Raw genomic sequence first — 19,466 nt, forward strand, 5'->3', positions numbered from 1 at the left:
GCCTAGACTTCCTTTCGATCTCTGCCAATGAACACTCTCATCATGTCCCCGCATCTGTCGATCCCGAGTCTTCGCACCTTCGTTGCCTTCGAGCAGCGCGGTCGAATCAAGCGGGGCGGATAGCCCTCCTTTCAGTTCGACAGGCGCCCCCTCAAAGGCAACGAGTTCAGCTCGTTGCCTTTTTTCATTTCCGGACCTGGATCATGTTCAAACTCGATTCCTTGAAATGGTGGTTGGACCCCGTCTTCGCAGCAGTGGTGTGCGGCACCTGCCTGGCCGGCTGCGACCTCGCGCCCAGTGTCTTGTTCGTCGCCGATGGAAGCCCGGTCCGCCTGCTTCAATTGACCGACGCCCACGACGGTTGCCCGGCACCGCGCCGGGTCTGCTTCCTGTCGACCTGGGACGGCGAGACGACCCGTGGATGCTGGGTGCGGGAGGCGGGCAGCGTCCGGGTCTCCCTGCCTCATGAAGAGCAGAGCGTGCCGGTGGCCAACTTCCGGCCGACCGCGTACGCCGAGCTCCGCCGCGTGTCGTTGGATTAGGGCGAAGACGCCCTAGGCGAGCGGACTTGACATGCAGGTAATTACCTGCATATTATCGCCCCTCGCACTCACACGACGAATGGACGCTGACAAGGTTTTCAAGGCACTGGGCGACCCGACTCGCAGGAAGCTGCTCGACCTGCTGTACGAGAAGAACGGGCAGACGCTGGGCGAGCTCTGCGAGCACCTGGACATGGCGCGGCAATCCGCCGCGCAGCACATCGGGCTGCTCGAGGAGGCCAATCTGATCAGTACCGTGCGGCGGGGCCGGGAGAAGCTGCATTTCATCAACCCGGTGCCGCTGCACGAGGTCTACGAGCGGTGGGTGCGGAAATTCGAACGCCAGCGGCTCGGCCTGCTGCACGACCTGAAGAAGGAACTCGAAGGAGACTGACCATGAGCAAAGAGAAGACCAGCTTCGTCTACGTGACCTACATCCGTTCGACGCCCGAAAAGGTGTTCGAGGCCATCACCCGGCCGGAGATCGCGCGGCGCTACTGGGGCCACGAGAACGTGTCCGACTGGAAGCCCGGTTCGACCTGGGAGCACGTGCGCGCCAACGAGCAGCGCACGGTCAACGTGCTGGGCAAGGTGGTCGAGGTCGCGCCGCCGACGCGGCTGGTCATCACCTGGGCGAGCCCCGCGCAAGCCGACGATCCGGACAGCTACAGCCGCGTGCGCTTCGACGTCGAGGCGTACCAGGACATGGTGCGGCTGACCGTCACCCACGACGAACTCGAAGCCGGCAGCGGGATGGCCAAGGGCATCCAGCAGGGCTGGCCGATCGTGCTTTCGAGCCTCAAGTCCCTGTTGGAGACTGGGCAGGGCATCGATGTCTTCGCCAAGCCGCTGGCAGCCTGAACCGAAAGCCGACCATGACCCAGCCCTACACCGGCGGCTGCGCGTGCGGCGCGATCCGCTACGCCACCGCGCACGCGCCGATCTTCCAGAACCACTGCCAATGCCGCGACTGCCAGCGGCGCAGCGGCACCGGGCACGGCTCCTACCTGACCTTTCCGGTGCGGGCCGAGATGTCGATCACCGGCGAGGCGAGACTGTGGGAGGTCGCGGGCGACAGCGGCAACATGAAGCTCCACGCCTTCTGCCCGGTCTGCGGCACGCCGGTCTACCTGCGCTTCGCCGCCATGCCCGACCTGATCGCGGTCACCGCGGCCAGCCTGGACGAACCGGCCCGCTTCGCGCCGCAGGTGGTCACCTATGGCGTGCGCGGGCTGGCGTGGGATGCCATCGATCCTGCGCTCCAGGCTTTCGAGCGGATGCCGACAGGCTAGGCGGGCCCTGGTGCTGCCTTGCTACATTTGGCGGGCTCCACTCTTCCAACTGCCCCCATGTCCGAATTCCCATCCGATATCTACACCGAGCCTTCCGACCTGGACGGCCACACGCTCGCCAACCTCGGACCCTTGCGCCGGATGGCGGGGCTGTGGCGCGGCGAGAAGGGCGTCGACGTCAAGCCCAAGGCCCAGGGCCCGAAGACCCAGGTCTATGTCGAGCACTACGAACTGCAGCCGATCGATCCCCAGACCAACGGCCCGCAGGTTCTCTACGGACTGCGCTACCACACCTACATCCACAAGCCCGGCCTGACCAAGATGTACCACGACCAGGTCGGCTACTGGCTGTGGGAGCCCGCCACCAGCACCGTCATGCTCACGCTGGCGATTCCGCGCGGGCAGATCGCCATGGCCAGCGGCAAGGTGGCCGCCGACGCGGACCGCTTCGAACTCGTGGCCACGCACGGCAGCCTGGTGAACGGCATCGTGTCGAATCCGTTCATCGAGCATGCCTTCACCACGCTTGAGTGGCGCATCGAGGTCGCCTTCCATGCCGACGGCACCTGGTCGTACGACCAGGACACCGTGATGCAGATCCAGGGGCTGTCCGAACCCTTCCACCACACGGACCGCAACACGCTCACGAAGACCGGCGAGCCTTCGCCGAATCCCCTGGCCGTGCAAACCTGAAGACCGCGGCGGGCGACCCCGGGTAAGCGAGGCTGCCCAGGCCCGGGCGTCGACGCACAATCGTCGGCCAAGTCACAAGGAGGCCCTTGTCATGACCGACGAGTTCGTCGACGTGCTGGTGGTCGGCGCCGGCATCTCGGGCATCGGCGCCGGCTGCCACCTGCAGAAGCTTTGTCCGGAGCGCAGCTTCGCCATCGTCGAGGCCCGCCCTTCACTGGGCGGCACCTGGGACCTGTTCCGCTACCCTGGCGTGCGTTCGGATTCCGACATGCACACGCTCGGCTATTCGTTCCGGCCCTGGACCGACCCCAAGGCCATCGCCGATGGGCCGACGATCCTGAACTACCTGCGCGAGACGGCGCGCGAACACGGGATCGAGCCGAAGATCCGCTTCGGCCAGCAGGTCGTGCGGGCCGACTGGTCCTCGCCGGATGCGCAGTGGACGGTCGAGCTCCGGCGCGCCGACGGTGGCGGCAGCGCGCGCATCCGTTGCGGCTTCCTTTTCATGTGCAGCGGCTACTACGACTACGCGGCCGGCCACCAGCCCGACTTCCCGGGGCGCGAGCGCTTCGGCGGGCGGCTGGTCCATCCGCAGCACTGGCCCGCCGACCTCGACTGCGCGGGCAAGAAGATCGTCGTCATCGGCAGCGGTGCCACCGCCGTGACGCTGGTGCCTGCGCTGGCCGACAAGGCGGCGCACGTGACGATGCTGCAGCGCTCGCCGACCTGGATGGTGGCCCGTCCGTCGGTCGATCCGGTCGGCATGCGATTGCGGCGGCGCCTGCCGCTGCGGCTGGCGCTGCAGCTCACGCGCTGGAAAAACGTGCTGCTGGGCATGTACGTGTTCCGGCTCAGCCGGCGCAACCCGCAGCGCATGCGCCAGCTGCTGCTGGGCGGCGTCCGTCATGCGCTCGGTCCGGAGGCCGACATCGCGACCCATTTCACGCCGCGCTACAACCCCTGGGAACAGCGCCTGTGCCTCGTGCCGGACGGCGATTTCTTCCGGGCCATCAACGCCGGTCGGGCTTCGGTCGTGACCGACCACATCGCGTCGTTGACCGAGACCGGGATCGCGCTGCGCTCGGGCGCCACGCTCGACGCCGACATCATCGTCAGCGCCACCGGCCTCCAGCTCGCCATGCTCGGCCACGCGGCGCTGTACGTCGATGGCGAGCGGGTGGAGCCTTCGCGCACGGTCAACTACAAGGGCCTGATGTACAGCGGCGTGCCGAACATGGCCAATACCTTCGGCTACACCAATGCCTCGTGGACGCTCAAGGCCGACCTGACCGCGCAGTATGTGTGCCGGCTGCTCAACCACATGCGCAAGACCGGCGCGCGCATCTGCCGGCCCCCGGCCGACCCGGACACCGCGCTGCTGCCGTGGGTGGATTTTTCATCGGGCTACTTCGAGCGGGCCGCCGACCTGATGCCCAAGCAAGGTTCGGCCAAGCCCTGGAAGCTCAACCAGAACTACTTGAGCGACCTGGTCGCGATGCGCTTCGGCACAGTCGACGACGGGGTGCTGCAGTTCACATACGGGGCGCGCTGAGCGCAATCACGCCTCAGGCGTTCGAGCGCTCGGCCGCGCGTCGCAACTGGTCCAGCCGCGCCGCCTCCTCGGCGTCGCGCAGGCTCTTTGCCGCCCTGGCCGCCGCGTACTGCACATACAGCACCTCGATGGCTTCGGTCCAGCGCTGCAGGCTCGCCTTGTGTTCGACTTCGGCGTCGTGGTCTTTCGGATGCGTGTCCGGATGCCGTTCGGGGAACGCGGGAACGGTCACGCCTGCCCTGCGAAGGATGGCTTCTTTTTGGTCGATGGTCAGCATGTCTGTCTCCAGCAAACATTGTTCCAACCCCCGCGCGTCATAACTGGCGATGACGGCTATTTCACGGGGTCGTTCTGCTGCTCAGATGGGGGTGCGCGGGCGAATCCGCAAGGCCGCGACGGGCGCCGGCGCAGGTGAAAATGACCCGGATGCATCGACACCCTCTCCCCCTGCTGCGCCTTCGAGGCCTTGCCGCCATGGCGCTGGCCGCTGCCGTCCTGGCGGGTTGCGCTTCCGCGCCGCCGACCGCCTCGCCAGCGCCCGCCCAGCCGACACCGGCCGCCCGTCCCCCTGCGCCGGTTCCGGCGGCCCAGCCAGCGGGCGCCGGGGCGGACGAGCTGGCGCTCCAGCAGGGCTTCGTGCGCTGGGTCGCGGATTTCCGCAGCAGCGCGCGCGCTGCCGGCATCGGCGATGCGACCTTGCAGGCCGCCTTCGGCGACGTGCAGTACCTGCCGCGCGTCGTCGAGCTGGACCGCGCCCAGCCCGAGTTCACGCGCACGGTGTGGGACTACCTCGACAACACCGTGACGGCCCAGCGCGTCGCGCTCGGCAAGGACAAGCTGATGGAGGTCCGCGTCGAAGCCGACGCGGCGGCGGCGCGCTACGGCGTCCCGTCCGCAGTGGTCGTAGCGATCTGGGGCATGGAGAGCAATTTCGGCGGCAACTACGGCAGCACGCCGACCATCGATGCCCTGGCGACCCTGGGCTTCGAGGGCCGCCGCGAGGACTGGGCCCGCCGCGAACTGCTGGCGGCGCTGAAGATCCTCGAGCGCGGCGACATCGACCGCGAGCACATGATCGGCTCCTGGGCCGGCGCCATGGGGCAGACGCAATTCCTGCCGTCGAACTTCCTGGCCTACGCGGTGGACGCCGACGGCGACGGCCGGCGCGACATCTGGGGCAGCATGGCCGACGTCACGGCCTCGACCGCCAACTTCCTGGCCCGTTCGGGCTGGCAGGCAGGCCAGCCGTGGGGCGTCGAAGTCCAGCTGCCGCCCGGCTTCGATTTCGGCCGCGCCGACAGCAGCGTGCGCCAGTCCAGCGCCCAGTGGGCTGCCGAGGGCGTGCGCAGCATGGACGGCCGGCCCCTGCCGGCGTTCGTTGACGGCATGGTCCTGCTGCCCGCGGGTGCGCGCGGGCCGGCCTTCCTGGTGGGGCCGAATTTCCGCGCCATCCTGCGCTACAACAACTCGACCAGCTACGCGCTGGCGGTCGGCCTGCTGTCGCAGCGCCTGACCGACGGGCCCGGCGTGCAGGCGCCCTGGCCGCGCGACCTGGCGGCGCTGTCGCGCAGCCAGCTGCTGGAACTCCAGACCGCGCTGAACCAGCGCGGCTTCGCCAGCGGCACGCCCGACGGCATGATGGGGCCGGCCACCCGCGAAGGCATTCGCCAGTACCAGCGCAGCATCGGCCAGCCCGCCGACGGCTACCCCAGCGCGGCCTTGCTGGAGCGCCTCCGGACGCCTTAGCTGGTCCTCACGGCGCATTGAGCACCGGCACGTAGGCCAGCCGGCGGTCGCGCAGCACCAGCAGCGCGACCATCCGGCCCGGCGTGGTGGCGGCCAGCTTGATCCTGAAGTCCTCGACCCGGTCGAGCCGGGTGTCGTTGACGGCGACGATGATGTCGCCCGCGCGGATGCCCTCGCTGCGCGCCAGCCCGGTGGCCTCGCGCACCATCAGGCCACCGTCGCTGCCCAACTGGAGCCGCTGTGCCGCCGACAGCTCGCCCAGGCGCAGGCCGAGGCCATCGTTCCAGTCGGGCGGGGATCCGGCCGGCGCGGCGAACCGCGGTCCGGCATCCTCGGACAGCGTCACCGAGTTCGTCCGTTTCGCGCCGTGCCGCCAGAGTTCGATCCGGACGCGGCGGCCCGGCGGGGCGTCGGAGATCTGTTGCAGCAGGTCGGTGAAGTGCGAGATCGTGCGGCCATCGAAGGCGGTGAGTACATCGCCACGATTCAGCCCGGCGGCGCGGGCGGGCCCCTCGGCATCGACCTGCACCACCAGCGCGCCGCTCGACTCCTTCAGTCCGAAGGACTGGGCCAGCGCTGGTGTCATCTCCTGCAACTCGGCGCCCAGGTGCGCGCGCCGCACCCGACCGGTCTCCTTCAGCTGCGTCGCGATCTTCATCGCCAGGTTGATCGGCACGGCGAACGAGAGGCCCATGTAGCCGCCGCTGCCGCTGTAGATCATCGAGTTGATCCCGACCACTTCGCCGCGGCCATTGAACAGCGGGCTGCCCGAGCTGCCCGGGTTGATCGCGACGTCGGTCTGGATGAAGGGCACTTCTCCGGCGCCGCCGATGTAGCGGTCGACCGCGCTCACCACGCCCGCCGTGACGCTGCCATGGAATCCGAACGGCGCCCCGATGGCCGCGACCCAGTCGCCCGGGGCCAGACGCGACGAGTCGCCGATGGCCGCGGTCGCGAGACCCTTGGCATCGATCTTCAGCAGGCCCACGTCGGTGCGCCTGTCGGTGCCGACCACCCGCGCCTGGAAGCGGCGGCCATCGTCCAGCCGGACCTGCGCCTCGTCGATAGCGGCCAGGACATGCGCGCTGGTCAGGATCAGGCCGTCGCTGGTGAGGATCACGCCCGAGGCGAGGTCGCGGATCTGGCTGATGCGCACGTTGGCCGGCAGCGGCCGGGCCAGCCGGTCGGCGAAATCGTTCTCGGGCGCGAACTCCAGTTCGGCCCCCTCGGGCCGTGCGTCGCGCCCGATCCGCAGGGTGCTCACGTCGACCACGCTGGCGCTGCGGCTGGCGACCAGCGAGGAGAAGGCGGGCGCGAGCGGTGTGACGATGTCGGAGGCCGGGGCCGGGGCCGGGGCCGGGGCCGGGGCCGGGGCCGGGGCCGGGGCCGATGGCGGTGCAGCCGGGCGCTCGGGCGCCGACGCACAGGCGCCGATCAAGCCGATGACGCCGACCGCGACGGCGGCACGCAGCCGCCAGCCGACCGGTCGCGCCAGAACCTTGCGCATCGCTGCCTCCGCATCGTCGAAGAAACCAAATGTAGGCGCATCGCGCCGACACGGCTTTGCGCCGGATCAAGGCCCTCTCGGCAACGTCAGTCGATGGCCGGTGGCCGTTGGCCGGTGGCCGTTGGCCGGTGGCTTTCCGGCACCCTCCGAGCACGTCCTGCAAGGAACTAGGGTTTACCCTATAATCGACCAACGCACTCATCCTGGAGTCCCGAATGTTGAACGTATTGATCTGCCTGGTGGCTGTCGCTGCCGTCGTTGTTTCCGGTTATGTGACCTCGAAGAAGCTCGACGAAATCTGCTGACCCGAAGATCCCTGGTTGTCTCCTCCATCGTCCCTTCGATGGATTGGCCCCCTCGCAGCAATGCGCGGGGGCTTTTTTACGTCTCGTCTCTTCGGAACGGCGCCCGGACCACCGCGGCGTGCGTGTCACACTCGGGTGCACGGCCTCCCCTCGGGGAGCCTGTCTTGATTGCCTGGTGATTTCCTATGCCTGACCCGACCCCTGCCTCACGAGCCCTCGACAGCGCCGAATCAAGCGGCGTCGCGGTCCTGGACAAGGCCTTCTCGCTGCTCGCCGCATTTGGCCCGACGGACGCGCGTTTGACATTGACGGAACTGTCCAGACGCACGGGCCTGTACAAGAGCACGGTGCTGCGACTGCTGGCCGCGCTCGAGCACGGCGGCTTCATCCGGAAACTGTCCGACGGGCAGTACGCCATCGGGCCCCAGCCGCTGCGCCTGGCCTCGATCTACCAAGGCTCGTTCCAGGTCGGCCACGTCATCGAGCCCATCCTCGAACGGCTGAGCGCCGCCACCGGGGAGACCGCTTCCTTCTACGTGAGGCACGGCGACAAGCGCATTGCGCTGTTCCGCGTCGAACCGTCCAGGGCCGTTCGCGCATCGGTGCAGGTGGGTCAGGAATACGCCATCGCGCAAGGCGCGTCGGGCAAGGTCCTGCTCGCGTTCTCGTCGCCGGCGATGCCCGAGTACGAGGCCATTCGAGAACAGTTCTGGGCGGTCTCCCACGGTGAGCGCGACCCGGAGACCGCTTCGGCTTCGGCGCCGGTCTTCGGTCCGACCGGAGAGCTGCAGGGAGCCCTGGCCCTCTCGGGGCCAAGGGAGCGGCTGGCCCGGCCCGATGCCCTGCACGCGGCCTGTCGCCAACTGGTCGAGGCCGCCCGCGAGGCGACCAAGGCACTGGGCGGAAGCACCGCCCGGCATGCGCTGACTCTTGAACGCCTCGGTCGGTCGTGAACTATTTCACGGCCAAGATTAGTACTTAGCGACTACATATGCCGATTTGTAAGTACCTTGGTACTACTATTCAGCCATCGCACAGGCAAATGAAAAACATGAACACCTATCCCACCGCAAGCCAGGCCAACGGCGTCGCCCGCACCCTGAGCAAGCATCTGTCGTGCACCATCGTCGTCTACCGTACGCCGCAGGCGAAGTTCGTGACCGCGCGCACCAGCGACCCGGTGGCCGGCAACATCGAAGGCATCTATCGCAACGGCTACTGCACGCCGACGCTCCTGAGCAGCGTGCACTGAAAGAACTCGACTCCCTCGGCTCCACGCAGCCGAAAGGATTTATGCCTCCTTCGGGAGGCTTTTTTTTGCCTTCGCTGGCTCATGATCGGACCCACGCGGGCTCGAGGCGAAGGAGGCGCTACATGACGGCCAAGGTGCAGTGCTCCAGACGGCCTTCAGCGACCCGCCGTATTGGGATGCGCCTTTCCAGAAGAGCAGGGCGTCGACATAGGAAGCTAGCGCCGAGCCAGGGCGGCCAATCTCTTTCTGGCGCTTTGCAGCAGGCCCTCGCGTTCCACTGCCGGCTTTGCCTTGGTCTCGCCCTGGCTGACGATTTCGACCGCGGAGAGGTCAGCCAGCCGTGCCCCGAGATCGTCCCCTGGCGTGAGGGCCGCGTACTTGGCGCTCGAGATCACGTGCACGTTGAGATGCCGGCCGATGGACACGGAGAGCTTCCGGCACGCGATGGACATTTCCGATTCATCCGGCACCAGTCGGCCGTGAACCACGACCAGCTGCACTGTCGCGTCCTCGTCCTCCCCCAGCACGAAGGCGCGCAGAACTGAATCCTTGAATTTCGAACGCAGCATCGCGCGGATGGGTTCGGCGGCCGCGAAGGACTTGAGAGCGATGGACCGCAGTTCGTTGTAGAAGACGAACGACGTGTTCGCCTCGACCGTCTCGGGTTCGTCGGCTTCCGACTTGCGCCTGGTCAGGATGCCGCACTTGAGCAGGTGCTCCTGGGTCCGCTCGACTTCGTCCGCATTCAACTTGGCCTTCCTGGCGAGTTCCGCAACGGAAAACCCGTTCGTCGGTGCTGCGAAAACGACCTTCAACAACTTCTGGACTTCTGGCGCGAGGAGGAAATCTGCGGCACTCATTCTGGCTGGGGCAACTGCGACTGCATCATGACGACGACCGTTCCCCGAGCGCGGAGAGGTCGACATCGGTTTTAACATGAAGCGCGCAACGAGCGGCCTGCGGCCGAGGGGTCGCTTGCCCGAGAATCTCCGCATGCCACACGCCGTCTCCCACCTGCGCGCCGCGCGTCTCGCGCGCAGCGCCAAGCCATTTCTCGCCCGTGGTGGTTTCAAGCGCGAGCGCTGCGCGGACTGCCGGCTGGTACCCAGCCACTGCATGTGCGCGTTGCGCCCTTCACTGACGACACGCGCTGGGGTGTGCCTGCTCATGGCGGATATAGAGCCGCTCAAGCCGAGCAACACGGGCTGGCTGGTCGCCGATGTGGTGCCCGATACCTTCGCCTTCGGCTGGAAGCGCACCGAAACCGACCCCGCCCTCCTGGCCCTGCTGCGCGACCCGCAATGGCATCCGTACGTGGTGTTTCCCGGCCGATATGCAGCGCCCGAGCGGGTCGTGCGCACCGTTCAACCCCCCGACAGCCTTCGGGATGATGCCCAGAAGAAGCGACCGCTTTTCATTCTCCTGGACGGGACCTGGTCCGAGGCTCGCAAGATGTTCCGAAGAAGCCCCTACCTGGACCGCCTGCCGGTCTTGAGCCTGGAGCCCGACCAGACATCGCAGTACAAGCTGCGCAACTCGGGCCGCAACGACCATTTCTGCACCAGCGAAGTGGCCGCCCTGTGCATGAGCCTGGCGGGCGAACGCGTTGCCGAGCAAGCGCTGGAAGCCTACCTGGCGGTTTTCACCCAGCACTATCTGCATGCGAAAAACCAGCAGCCCATCGCGATGGATGGCGCCGCCCACCAGCGGTTGCGCGAGGTGTCGCTCCCGCCAGGACGAGCATGACTATTCCTTCGAACATCGCAGCCTTCTGGGACGCTTTCTCCGCCGAAGTCGGACAAGGAGATTGCTCCGAGCGATTCTTCGAGGCGTTCCACTTCGATGACAACGAGGCCTCCGCCGACGAACTTGCCGAGCTCGTGCTTGCGGGCGTCAAACGGGCCACAGCCGGGCTTCTCTGGTCATTCGAGAGCGCTTGCGCTGGGGCACCGCCCAAGCCGGGCGCCCTGAGTGTCGTCACTTGCTGGGATGGACGGCCTGTCTGTGTCATCGAGACCCTGGAGGTCGAGGTGGTGCCGTTCGAGAAAGTCTCCGCCGAATTCGCGGCACTCGAGGGCGAAGGTGATGGCTCCCTGGCGTACTGGCGCCGAGTGCACTGGGCCTACTTCGGCCGTGAATGCGCGCGTCTGGGTCGAGAACCAAGCCTGACCATGCCGGTTGCGTGCGAGCGCTTCAAGGTCATCTACCGAGCCAATGCCTGAACCGGGCTCGTTCGACGCAGTTGGTCGCCATCCAACTTCTCACCGAGACGTCGCATCACCCACCGGGTTCTATCGGCAGCGGGTGACATCGCTCCGAGATCGATGGCCACTCGCCGCTCGTCGACATAGCTGATGGCCGCTGAACCGAGCAAGGTGGGGACAAGGTCGGCATGCATCACCTTGGCGCCATGGTTGGCGCGGAGCCGTTCCCAACGCGCCGCGTTGCTGCCGCGCCATTCATCGCTCGCCCACACGACGGCCGGGACTGTCGTGTCCCAGCGCGTCGGATCTTTCAGTGCGTGTTGAAAGAGCTTTCGTTCGTCGTCCAGCAGGTTCTCGCCGTGGTCAGCCGTGAACATCACGAAGGACGAGCCTTTCGCCTGCGCTGCCTCCGAGATCACCGCATCGACAAATCGGAGGGATTCGGCGACGGCGTTGTCGTAGGCTCGGATGAAGTCCGGCAGCGTTGAATCATCCGGGAACTCAGAAAGCTTCGAGCAGTCGGCCGGGAAAGCAGCTGTCGCAGGCTCATAGCGATCGCAGTAAGAAAAGTGTGCGCCGTAGGTATGCAACACAATCAATTTCTTGGGCGCGTCCTGCGCTAGCACCTCTCTGAGTGACGGCAAAAGGCTTTCTCGATCGGTCCTCTTTATGGCCAGGAACATGTCGGTGTTGGCGTCAGGCCAGGCAATGCCTCTCTCCTGGAGGGCGAGCCAATAAGTGCGAAACCCGGCTTCCTCGAAAGCCTTCATGAAGCTTGCGTCCTTGCTGACCCGGAACGCCCCGCCAGGCATTTCGCGCGAGACGAGCAGAGGGACCGACGTGTGCGTGCTGCTGGACCCGGACATCACATCGCAATAGATGATCGCGTCCTGATGGCTGATCCCGACCTGCTTCTGCCCGCCGCACGCGCCGAGGCGGTCGGCACGCACCGTCTCCCCGATGATGAGGATGTAGGTCTCCTTCGGCGGGTGCAGTCCGGGCGAGCGCGAGGCGCCCCAACTCGCGGACGCCGATCGGGGGTTCGCGGCCGCATAGGGCGACGCCGTCGAGATGAAGTCGTCATTGCCGATCGCTGAAGCCGCGGCCACGGAAATCACATTCAGCGGCCACGCGCGCAGCACGGTATCGTGAAAGACGGCGCCGCATGTGGCTGCGGCGACGGTGATTGTCGCAAGGGCAGCCGAAGGCATCCTCCGGCGCGCCGTCGCGGTCGACCGAGTGCGAAACGACACCCAGATCGGCGTCGCGAGCAAGGCCGCGGTCAGCGCGATCCACTGGACGTGAGGCTGAATGACCGGCCACGCTTCGCTCGGGTCCGGCCGAATCAAGGCCGCCTCGAACAAGTTGACATCGCGTAGAAGATCGGCTCCCACGGCGAGAACGCCGAACAGCGCCGGGACATAGGTGAGCACCAGGAATGCGCGAAGCCCCAGGATCGCCCGAAGCAAGCCGAAGAACACTGCGGTTGCGGCAAGGAGGGAAGCCGCCCCGAGATCCCGGACATGCGCGGATGAAAAGATCACCAGGGCCGGGATCAGCAGGATGGCGCCCCAGGCACAGTCGATCAGGCTGACGATGCGGTGCCGTCTGTCTGCCTTTGGCGCGGATGCTGCGCGCGCCCCCTGTGGATCACTTTGCTGCTCCATGACCTTCCATGCCGTTGACCGCATTCTGTCCAGGATGCCTCTCGACGGACCACTCGCGGCAGAAGACATTGCGGCCGGAAGGGGATGGCCCGAGAACTGGCCCCGCCGCCTCGGCGCGTGCCGGCGCGACCCTTAATCTGCCGTTAATCCCCACCCGCAACCATCCACTCCATGAACCCGCCCGCCGTTTGCTGCGGGCGTTCCGAGGAAGTGCATGTTCATGTCTTTGTCGTCACGCGCGCACGCGGACTCCTTGCCTGGCGGGCTCCTTGCCCCGTCTGCATACACGCTCACGGCCCACGGACCCGCAGATCCGCAGCGGGGCGCGGTGGAGGATTTCATCCGCGATGTGTTTGCGCGCCGCTACGGCGCGCAAGTGCCGCACTTCGCCCCGATGCTCGTCGGGCTGCGCGAAGGCGGCGAGCTGCTCGCGGCCGCCGGCTACCGCAATGCCGCCACCGCCCCGCTTTTCCTCGAGCGCTATCTCCCCGCGCCTGTCGACACGCTGCTCACCATGCACGCCGACGTGCGGCCCGCGCGCGAGCGCATCGCCGAAGTCGGCCATCTCGCGGCTGGCCGCAGCGGCGAGGGTCGACGCCTTGTCCAGCTGCTGGCGCCTCACCTGGCCAGCGAAGGTTTCGAATGGGTGGTCGGTACCGTCACGCAGGAGTTGCGCAGGATGCTGCTGCGGCTCGGCATCGTGCCTTTGACGCTGGGTGCCGCCGATCCGGCGGCGCTGGGCGACGAAGCAGGCCATTGGGGCAGCTACTACGACCACCGGCCTGTGGTGCTGGCGGGGCAGCTCAGTCGCGCTCTGCGGCGCCACGGCGGGCTTCGGTCGAAGGCCTCGGGAGTCAGCGAATGAGGAATGACGCCGAGGCCGGCACTGTGGCGCTCGACGACGGACAGCGCCGCTGGACCTACGCCGAACTGGACAAGGAAGAGGCGCGGCTGGCGGGCCGCCTCCAGGCGCAGGGCACGCGAGTCTTCGCCACTCTGCTGGACAACTCGCCGGCCTGGGTGATCGCAGACCTGGCGGCCACCCGGGCCGGCGTGGTCCATGTTCCGCTGCCGGTGTTCTTCTCGCCCGAGCAGATCAGTCATGCCCTGGGCGCCGCCGGCGTCGACACCTTGCTCGCGCTGCCGGCCATTGCGGCCCGCTGGCCACAGGCACCAACTTCGGAGTGCACGATCGCCGGGCAACCGCTGTCGATGCTGCGTCTTTCGGCGGCCGCACCGCCGATGCCCGAGCGCACGGCCAAGATCACCTTCACCTCCGGCACGACTGGCGCGCCCAAAGGCGTGTGCCTCGATGCCGAGGCCATGCGCGAGGTGGCCCGGGGGCTGGTGCAGGCAATGGAGCCCCTCGACATTCGCCGCCACCTGTGTGCGCTGCCCTTCGCCGTGCTGCTCGAGAACATCGCAGGCCTGATGGCGCCGTTGTTGCGAGGCGCGACCTGCCTGACGCTGCCAGTTCAGAAGTTGGGCCTCAGTGGCTCGTCGAGCTTCGATGCGGCCCGCTTCCATGCGGTCGTGATGGCGCAGCGGCCTCACAGCATCATCCTGCTGCCGCAGATGCTTCGGATCTGGACCGGCTATCTCGCGCAGAGCAGTCAGCGCGCGCCGGATTCGCTCAAGCTCGTCGCCGTGGGCGGCGCGGCGGTGGGTGTCAAGCTGATCCTGGCGGCACGGGCGTTGGGCATTCCAGCCTACGAAGGCTACGGCCTTTCCGAAGGGGCCTCGGTGCAGACTCTCAATCTGCCGGGCGCCGACCGACCCGGCAGCGCCGGCCGCGCCTTGCCGCACGCTCGATTGCGCCTGGCGGCGGATGGCGAGGTCGAGGTCGGCGGGGCCTTGTTCGGCGGCTACCTGGGCGATCCCATCGCGCCGCCGCCATCATGGTGGCCCACGGGTGACCTCGGCGAGATCGATGCCGATGGCTTCCTGCATATCCGCGGACGCAAGAAGAACCTGCTGATCACCGGGTTCGGTCGCAACGTCTCGCCCGAGTGGGTCGAGACCGCGCTCCGCAGCGAAGACACCGTGGCCCAGGCCGTGGTCTTTGGCGACGGACAACCAGCGCTCAGCGCGGTGCTCTGGCCGGTCCGGCCCGACGCCGACGATGCGGAATTGCAGGCGGCGGTGGATGCCGCCAACGCCACGCTGCCCGACTACGCCCGCGTGTCGCGCTGGGCTCGCGCGCGTGCCGACTTCAATTCCGAGTCCGGCCTGGCGACGGCCAATGGCCGGCCTCAGCGCGCGGCCATCCTGCAGCGCCACATGGACGCCCTCGGCTTCCCCGCGACCTGACACCCATCCGACATCACCCGGAGTCCCCATGAGCTTCCACGCCCGACTCGTCGAACAGACCGCCGACGCCCGCATGGGGCTGCTCGCCACGCCCATCATCCAGGGCTGCCTGCGCGGCGAAGTGTCCCTGCCCAGCTACCTGGCCTTCTTGCGCGAGGCCTATCACCACGTGCGTCACACCGTACCGTTGCTGGGTGCCTGCAAGGCAGCGCTGCCGGCGCGCAACGACTGGCTGCGCGAACCTCTGGACGAGTACATCGAGGAGGAGCGAGGTCACGACGAGTGGATCCTCGACGATATCCGCGCCTGTGGCGGCGACGCCGAGGCGGTCCGGGACGGCCTGCCGGGCCACGCCACCGAGGTCATGGTCGCCTATGCCTACGACACCATCGCGCGACGCAATCCGCTCGGCTTTTTCGGCATGGTCTACGTGCTCGAGGGAACCAGCGTGTCGCTGGCCCTGATGGCGGCCGACCAGATCCAGAAGCCGCTCGGGCTGCCCGATTCCGCCTTCAGCTACTTGCGCTCGCACGGCACGCTGGACCAGGTACACACGGCGCATTTCGCGCTGTTGATGGATCGGATCGAGGACACCCGGGACCAGGCCGACATCGTGCATGCGGCGCGCGCCTTCTTCCGGCTGTATGGCGATGTCTTTCGAAGCCTGCCGCTGCCGAAGACGAATGGGTTCGCCGTATCCTCGGCGGGGGTGGCACGGGGGGAGGGCGCGTGAAACCCAGAGACGCGCGGGTCCTGCTGACAGGCGCCGGCGGTGGCATCGGCCAGGCACTTGCCATGCAACTTGTAAAAGCCGGCGCGTCGGTGATGCTGGTGGGCCGCTCGCCTGCGCGGCTCTCCGCGCAGGCCCGCACGCTGATGCGCGAGTGCAACGTGCCGCGGCTGCAAATAGAGTGGTACGCCGCAGACTTGGCGCGTGTCGCGAGCCTCGGCGGCATCGCCGACGTGGCCGCAGGCTGGGCTTGCAACGTGGTGGTGCATGGGGCGGGTGTGCCGGCATTCGGCCGGCTCGAATCCTTCAGCGCGGCGGAGATGGGCCAGGTCCTGCACCTCAACCTGCTGGTGCCGATGCTGCTGACCCAGGCGGTGCTGCCGCATCTTCGCAGCCTTCCCCATGCCCGGATCATTTGTCTCGGCTCGGTGCTGGGGCGACTCGGCCTTCCGGGCTTCAGCGTGTACAGCGCGAGCAAGTTCGGCCTGCGCGGCTTTGCAGAATCGCTGCGCCGGGAACTCGGCGATACCCGCGTGGGGGTGCAGTACCTGGGGGCGCGCAGCACCCGCACCGCCTTCAACAGCGCGGCGGTGCAAAGCTACAACGACGCCACGGGCACGGCGATGGACAGGCCGGAGGTCGTCGCCAGCGCATTGATCGAATTGCTGGAGAGCGGCGCACCTGAGCGCTTCCTGGGTTTTCCCGAAAAGCTGGCCGTGCGCCTCAATGGCCTGGCGCCTACCCTGCTCGATGGCGCGTTCGACAAGCATCGCCGCAGCCTGCCGCCGGCCGGGGCGCCGCGGCCGCCGACCCTGGATTGCAAGGACATCGAGGGCACCATCTCCGTCGACGACAGCCACTCGCTGAAGAACAGCACGCTTTGAACAACGAAGGACCACAGATGATGAGCCGACCCGCTTTCCATCAGGCTGCGAGGCGCCATGCCCCCAGGCGTCGATGGCTGATCGCCCTCGCTGCACTCGTCCCGGTCACCGCACTGATGCCGAAGGCGGCGCGGGCCGCTGGCGCCGACGGGGCGGTCGCCGAACTGCAGCACGATTGGGAGGTGATTCGCTACCAGACCCCGCAGTCCGAGCGTGAGAAGCGTTTCGAGGCATTGGCCGCCAAGGCGCGGAAGGTGAGCGAAGCCTATCCCGACCACGCGGAGCCGCTGGTCTGGGAGGGCATCATCGTGAGTTCCTGGGCGGGTGAGAAGGGCGGACTCGGCGCCCTCGGGCTGGTGAAGCAGGCCAAGGACCTCTACGAGGCGGCCATCGCGATCAATGGCAAAGTGCTCGACGGCTCGGCCTACAACAGCCTGGGTGTTCTCTACTACAAGGTGCCGGGCTGGCCGGTGGGTTTCGGCGACAAGGCCAAGGCCAACGAGTTGCTGCAGAAGGCGCTGTCGATCAACCCGAAAGGCATCGATCCGAATTTCTTCTACGCCGAGTACCTGGTGGAGGTCAAACAGCCGGAGCAGGCCTTGCCCTATCTCGAACGCGCGCTCGAGGCGCCTCCCAGGCCCGGTCGGCAAGTGGCGGACAGCGGCCGGCGCGAGGAGGCCCGCGCCTTGATGGAGAAGATCAAGGCCAAGTAGGCAAGCCGCGGCGCCGCAGCCTCAGCGGCAGGCGGCCTCGAACTGCAGCGTCATCTTGACGCCCTGGCCGTTCGGGCCGGTGCCGAGGATCAACTCGAGTCCGTGCAGTTCAGCGATGCGCCGGACGATCGAGATGCCCAGCCCGCTGCCGCCCTCATGTTGGCCGTCGGGACGGTAGAAGCGCTCTCCGAGGCGCATCAATTGCTCGGGCGACAGCGGTGACCCCTCGTTCTCGATCTCGAGGTGCTCGCCGCTGAAGCGAAGCAGCACGGTCGTGCCCGTCGGCGCATAGCGAACGGCGTTGTCCAGCAGGTTGCGCAGCATCACCGTGAGCAGGTGCTCGTCGCCCAGCAGCGGCAGGGGATGGATGCCGCGCGGGGGCCAGTCGCAGGCCAGCTCGATGCGGCGGCGCTCGGCCAGCGCCAGACAGTCGCTCATGGCCTGCTCGACGATCTGGGGCCATTCAACTTCGGTCGCGAGCGACGGCTGCACGCCCGATTCGACGCGTGACAGCGACAGCATCTGCGTGACCAGCCGCCCCATGCGATCCAGGCCGACCCCCAGCTTCGCCTCCGCCTCCGCGCGCTCGGCGGTGCTGCCGGAGCGGCGCACCACGTCCCATTGCGCGCGCAGGACCGCCAGCGGCGTGCGCATTTCGTGGGCTGCGTCCGCCGTGAAGCGGCGCTCGCGGACCAACAGCTGTTCGATGCGTGCGAAAAGCCCGTTCATGGCGCCCAGCAGCGGCTTCAACTCGGCTGGCGCGCGATCGCCTGGCACCGGCCGCAGGTCCTCGGCCTTGCGGCCCGCAAGTTCGGCCGTGAGCTGGTGCATCGGCGACAGGGCGCGGCGCACCGCCCAGGCCATCACGCCGAGAAGGATGGGCAGCAGCAACACCCACGGCACCACCTGGGAGAGCGTAAGGCTATACACGAGTTCGTCGCGTTCGTAGGCGCCCTGACCGGCCGCGACCAGCCATCGGCCGTCGAAGGACTGCAGGTAATACACACGCCAGGCCCGGCCGTTGATCTCCTGGTCGACGAAGCCACTGGCGTCGGCGCGGTGCGGCAGTTCGGCGCCTTCGCGGTCGGAGATCATCAGGCGGCCCTGGGTGTCCCAGACCGCCACCGCGAGGTCGCGCACGTCGGATGCCCCGGCCTCCCTGCTGCCCTCGCCGGGGGCCGGCGGCAGCGGCGCGGGTGTGCGGGGGTAGTTGGTGCCCAGCGTCGATTGGATTTGCCGGGCGAGCCTGATCAGTTCGGTGTCGAAGAGCTCGTTGACTTCATGGCGGGCGCGGCTGATGGAGAAGTACAGCCCCACGAACCACACCAAAGGCGCGCAGACCAGCAAGTAGATGAGAAGGCGGCGCTGGAGGCTCATGAAGACTCGCCCGAACCAAGTGCGTAGCCGACGCCGCGCACGGTCCGGATGATGCCCGGATCGATCTTGCGCCGCAGGTGGTGAATGTGCACCTCGAGTGAATTGCTTTCCGGCTCGGCACCGCTCCAGTCGTAGAGCTTCTCGCGCAGGTGGGCCTTCGAGAGCACGCGCTGCGACTGGTTCAGCAAGGCCTCGAGCACCGCCAGTTCGCGTCCGGTGAGGTCGACCTGCTTGCCTTTCCAGCGCACCACCTTGCTGGCCGGGTCGTACTCGAGGTCGCCCTGCTGCCACACGGCTTGTGCCTGGCCCGCGGCGCGCCGGAACAGCGCTCGCAGGCGGGCGGCCAACTCGTCGATCGTGATCGGCTTGACGAGGTAGTCGTCGGCACCCGCATCGAGTCCGGCGATGCGCTGCTCGATGCCGTCGCGGGCGGTAAGGATCAGGATCGGCAGCTTGACGCCGCGGCCGCGCCAGTGCTCCAGCCACACCATGCCATCGCCGGCCGGCAGGCCGAGGTCGAGCACCACCGCATCGAACGGCGCGCCCGAGAGTGCCATGTCGGCGTCGGACCCGTTGCCGAACCAGTCGACCGCGTGGCCGAGTTGCCGGAGGCCGGCGGCCAGCGCGTCGCCCAAAAGGACATCGTCCTCGACGATCAACACACGCATGGAAGAACTCCGTGCCGCCAAACC

Annotated in this window: 22 protein-coding genes; 16 read left to right on the forward strand and 6 right to left on the reverse strand. The window is 67.5% G+C overall.

The genetic code is table 11. The annotated features are described in order from the left end of the window. The first annotated feature begins 203 nt into the window (after positions 1–203). The 6 genes from QZH52_RS14215 (at position 204) to QZH52_RS14240 (ending at position 4,079) form a co-directional block, all read left to right on the forward strand. Positions 204–542 carry a hypothetical protein gene (locus QZH52_RS14215; protein WP_301810056.1) on the forward strand — a complete coding sequence of 113 codons (339 nt, stop codon included), beginning with the start codon at positions 204–206 and terminating at the stop codon, positions 540–542. 79 nt (positions 543–621) lie between these two features. Continuing rightward, complete coding sequence (locus QZH52_RS14220; RefSeq protein WP_301810058.1) at positions 622–936, forward strand: ArsR/SmtB family transcription factor; 315 nt, start codon at positions 622–624, stop codon at positions 934–936. Positions 937–938: 2 nt separating this feature from the next. After that, complete coding sequence (locus QZH52_RS14225; RefSeq protein ID WP_301810060.1) at positions 939–1,403, forward strand: SRPBCC family protein; 465 nt, start codon at positions 939–941, stop codon at positions 1,401–1,403. A 14-nt stretch (positions 1,404–1,417) separates the two neighbouring features. Next, entirely contained in the window at positions 1,418–1,834 is a 417-nt protein-coding gene (locus QZH52_RS14230; protein WP_301810063.1) for a GFA family protein, read from the forward strand. A 57-nt stretch (positions 1,835–1,891) separates the two neighbouring features. After that, a complete protein-coding gene (locus QZH52_RS14235) occupies positions 1,892–2,527 on the forward strand; it encodes an FABP family protein (protein ID WP_301810066.1) in 636 nt (211 codons plus the stop codon). A gap of 91 nt (positions 2,528–2,618) precedes the next feature. Further along, positions 2,619–4,079 carry a flavin-containing monooxygenase gene (locus tag QZH52_RS14240; protein WP_301810069.1) on the forward strand — a complete coding sequence of 487 codons (1,461 nt, stop codon included), beginning with the start codon at positions 2,619–2,621 and terminating at the stop codon, positions 4,077–4,079. Positions 4,080–4,092: 13 nt separating this feature from the next. Here the strand turns inward: QZH52_RS14240 and QZH52_RS14245 are convergent, their stop codons facing one another. Next, the gene (locus QZH52_RS14245) at positions 4,093–4,356 is read right to left on the reverse strand and encodes a hypothetical protein (protein ID WP_301810072.1); all 264 of its coding nucleotides are present in this window, start codon (positions 4,354–4,356) and stop codon (positions 4,093–4,095) included. A 149-nt stretch (positions 4,357–4,505) separates the two neighbouring features. Between QZH52_RS14245 and QZH52_RS14250 the strand changes: the two genes are divergently transcribed. Continuing rightward, positions 4,506–5,825, forward strand: coding sequence for a lytic murein transglycosylase (locus tag QZH52_RS14250; protein ID WP_301810074.1), 1,320 nt, complete (start codon positions 4,506–4,508; stop codon positions 5,823–5,825). 7 nt (positions 5,826–5,832) lie between these two features. Here QZH52_RS14250 and QZH52_RS14255 read toward each other — a convergent pair whose 3' ends face one another. Further along, on the reverse strand, positions 5,833–7,332 hold the full coding sequence (locus QZH52_RS14255) for a trypsin-like peptidase domain-containing protein (protein WP_301810076.1): 1,500 nt from the start codon (positions 7,330–7,332) through the stop codon (positions 5,833–5,835). 490 nt (positions 7,333–7,822) lie between these two features. Here QZH52_RS14255 and QZH52_RS14260 point away from each other — a divergent pair, with 490 nt between their 5' ends. Together QZH52_RS14260 and QZH52_RS14265 are read left to right on the forward strand one after the other, a co-directional pair. Then, positions 7,823–8,590, forward strand: coding sequence for an IclR family transcriptional regulator (locus tag QZH52_RS14260; protein ID WP_301810078.1), 768 nt, complete (start codon positions 7,823–7,825; stop codon positions 8,588–8,590). Positions 8,591–8,688: 98 nt separating this feature from the next. Continuing rightward, positions 8,689–8,889: a hypothetical protein gene (locus QZH52_RS14265; protein WP_286520456.1), complete on the forward strand. Its 201-nt coding sequence runs from the start codon at positions 8,689–8,691 to the stop codon at positions 8,887–8,889. A 215-nt stretch (positions 8,890–9,104) separates the two neighbouring features. Here QZH52_RS14265 and QZH52_RS14270 read toward each other — a convergent pair whose 3' ends face one another. After that, positions 9,105–9,749 carry a hypothetical protein gene (locus QZH52_RS14270; RefSeq protein WP_301810085.1) on the reverse strand — a complete coding sequence of 215 codons (645 nt, stop codon included), beginning with the start codon at positions 9,747–9,749 and terminating at the stop codon, positions 9,105–9,107. Between the two features lie 133 nt (positions 9,750–9,882). Between QZH52_RS14270 and QZH52_RS14275 the strand changes: the two genes are divergently transcribed. Continuing rightward, positions 9,883–10,635 (forward strand): tRNA-uridine aminocarboxypropyltransferase, encoded by a 753-nt coding sequence (locus tag QZH52_RS14275; RefSeq protein WP_286530977.1) that lies wholly within the window; start codon positions 9,883–9,885, stop codon positions 10,633–10,635. Beyond that, positions 10,632–11,111, forward strand: a complete 480-nt coding sequence (locus QZH52_RS14280) for an ASCH domain-containing protein (protein ID WP_286530978.1) — start codon at positions 10,632–10,634, stop codon at positions 11,109–11,111. The genes QZH52_RS14275 and QZH52_RS14280 overlap by 4 nt, the downstream gene beginning before the upstream one ends. Here QZH52_RS14280 and QZH52_RS14285 read toward each other — a convergent pair. Then, positions 11,093–12,760 (reverse strand): phosphoethanolamine transferase, encoded by a 1,668-nt coding sequence (locus QZH52_RS14285; protein ID WP_301810090.1) that lies wholly within the window; start codon positions 12,758–12,760, stop codon positions 11,093–11,095. The genes QZH52_RS14280 and QZH52_RS14285 overlap by 19 nt on opposite strands. 220 nt (positions 12,761–12,980) lie before the next feature. Between QZH52_RS14285 and QZH52_RS14290 the strand changes: the two genes are divergently transcribed. The 5 genes from QZH52_RS14290 to QZH52_RS14310 are packed head-to-tail and all read left to right on the forward strand — an operon-like array spanning position 12,981 to position 17,397. Next, positions 12,981–13,625 carry a thermostable hemolysin gene (locus QZH52_RS14290; protein ID WP_436411583.1) on the forward strand — a complete coding sequence of 215 codons (645 nt, stop codon included), beginning with the start codon at positions 12,981–12,983 and terminating at the stop codon, positions 13,623–13,625. Next, positions 13,622–15,070 carry an AMP-binding protein gene (locus QZH52_RS14295; RefSeq protein WP_301810092.1) on the forward strand — a complete coding sequence of 483 codons (1,449 nt, stop codon included), beginning with the start codon at positions 13,622–13,624 and terminating at the stop codon, positions 15,068–15,070. Before QZH52_RS14290 ends, QZH52_RS14295 begins: the two co-directional genes overlap by 4 nt. Before the next feature lie 28 nt (positions 15,071–15,098). Beyond that, positions 15,099–15,803 carry an iron-containing redox enzyme family protein gene (locus QZH52_RS14300; protein ID WP_301810095.1) on the forward strand — a complete coding sequence of 235 codons (705 nt, stop codon included), beginning with the start codon at positions 15,099–15,101 and terminating at the stop codon, positions 15,801–15,803. Then, positions 15,800–16,684: an SDR family oxidoreductase gene (locus QZH52_RS14305; protein ID WP_301810097.1), complete on the forward strand. Its 885-nt coding sequence runs from the start codon at positions 15,800–15,802 to the stop codon at positions 16,682–16,684. The genes QZH52_RS14300 and QZH52_RS14305 overlap by 4 nt, the downstream gene beginning before the upstream one ends. A 20-nt stretch (positions 16,685–16,704) precedes the next feature. Continuing rightward, complete coding sequence (locus QZH52_RS14310; RefSeq protein ID WP_436411584.1) at positions 16,705–17,397, forward strand: tetratricopeptide repeat protein; 693 nt, start codon at positions 16,705–16,707, stop codon at positions 17,395–17,397. Positions 17,398–17,418: 21 nt separating this feature from the next. Here QZH52_RS14310 and QZH52_RS14315 read toward each other — a convergent pair whose 3' ends face one another. After that, a complete protein-coding gene (locus QZH52_RS14315; RefSeq protein WP_301810100.1) occupies positions 17,419–18,774 on the reverse strand; it encodes an ATP-binding protein in 1,356 nt (451 codons plus the stop codon). Beyond that, positions 18,771–19,442 carry a response regulator gene (locus QZH52_RS14320; RefSeq protein ID WP_301810103.1) on the reverse strand — a complete coding sequence of 224 codons (672 nt, stop codon included), beginning with the start codon at positions 19,440–19,442 and terminating at the stop codon, positions 18,771–18,773. The genes QZH52_RS14315 and QZH52_RS14320 overlap by 4 nt, the downstream gene beginning before the upstream one ends. Between the last annotated feature and the right edge of the window lie 24 nt (positions 19,443–19,466).

Origin of the sequence: Variovorax ginsengisoli, from assembly GCF_030486595.1 — a bacterium.
Classification (GTDB): Bacteria; Pseudomonadota; Gammaproteobacteria; order Burkholderiales; family Burkholderiaceae_C; genus Variovorax; species Variovorax ginsengisoli_B.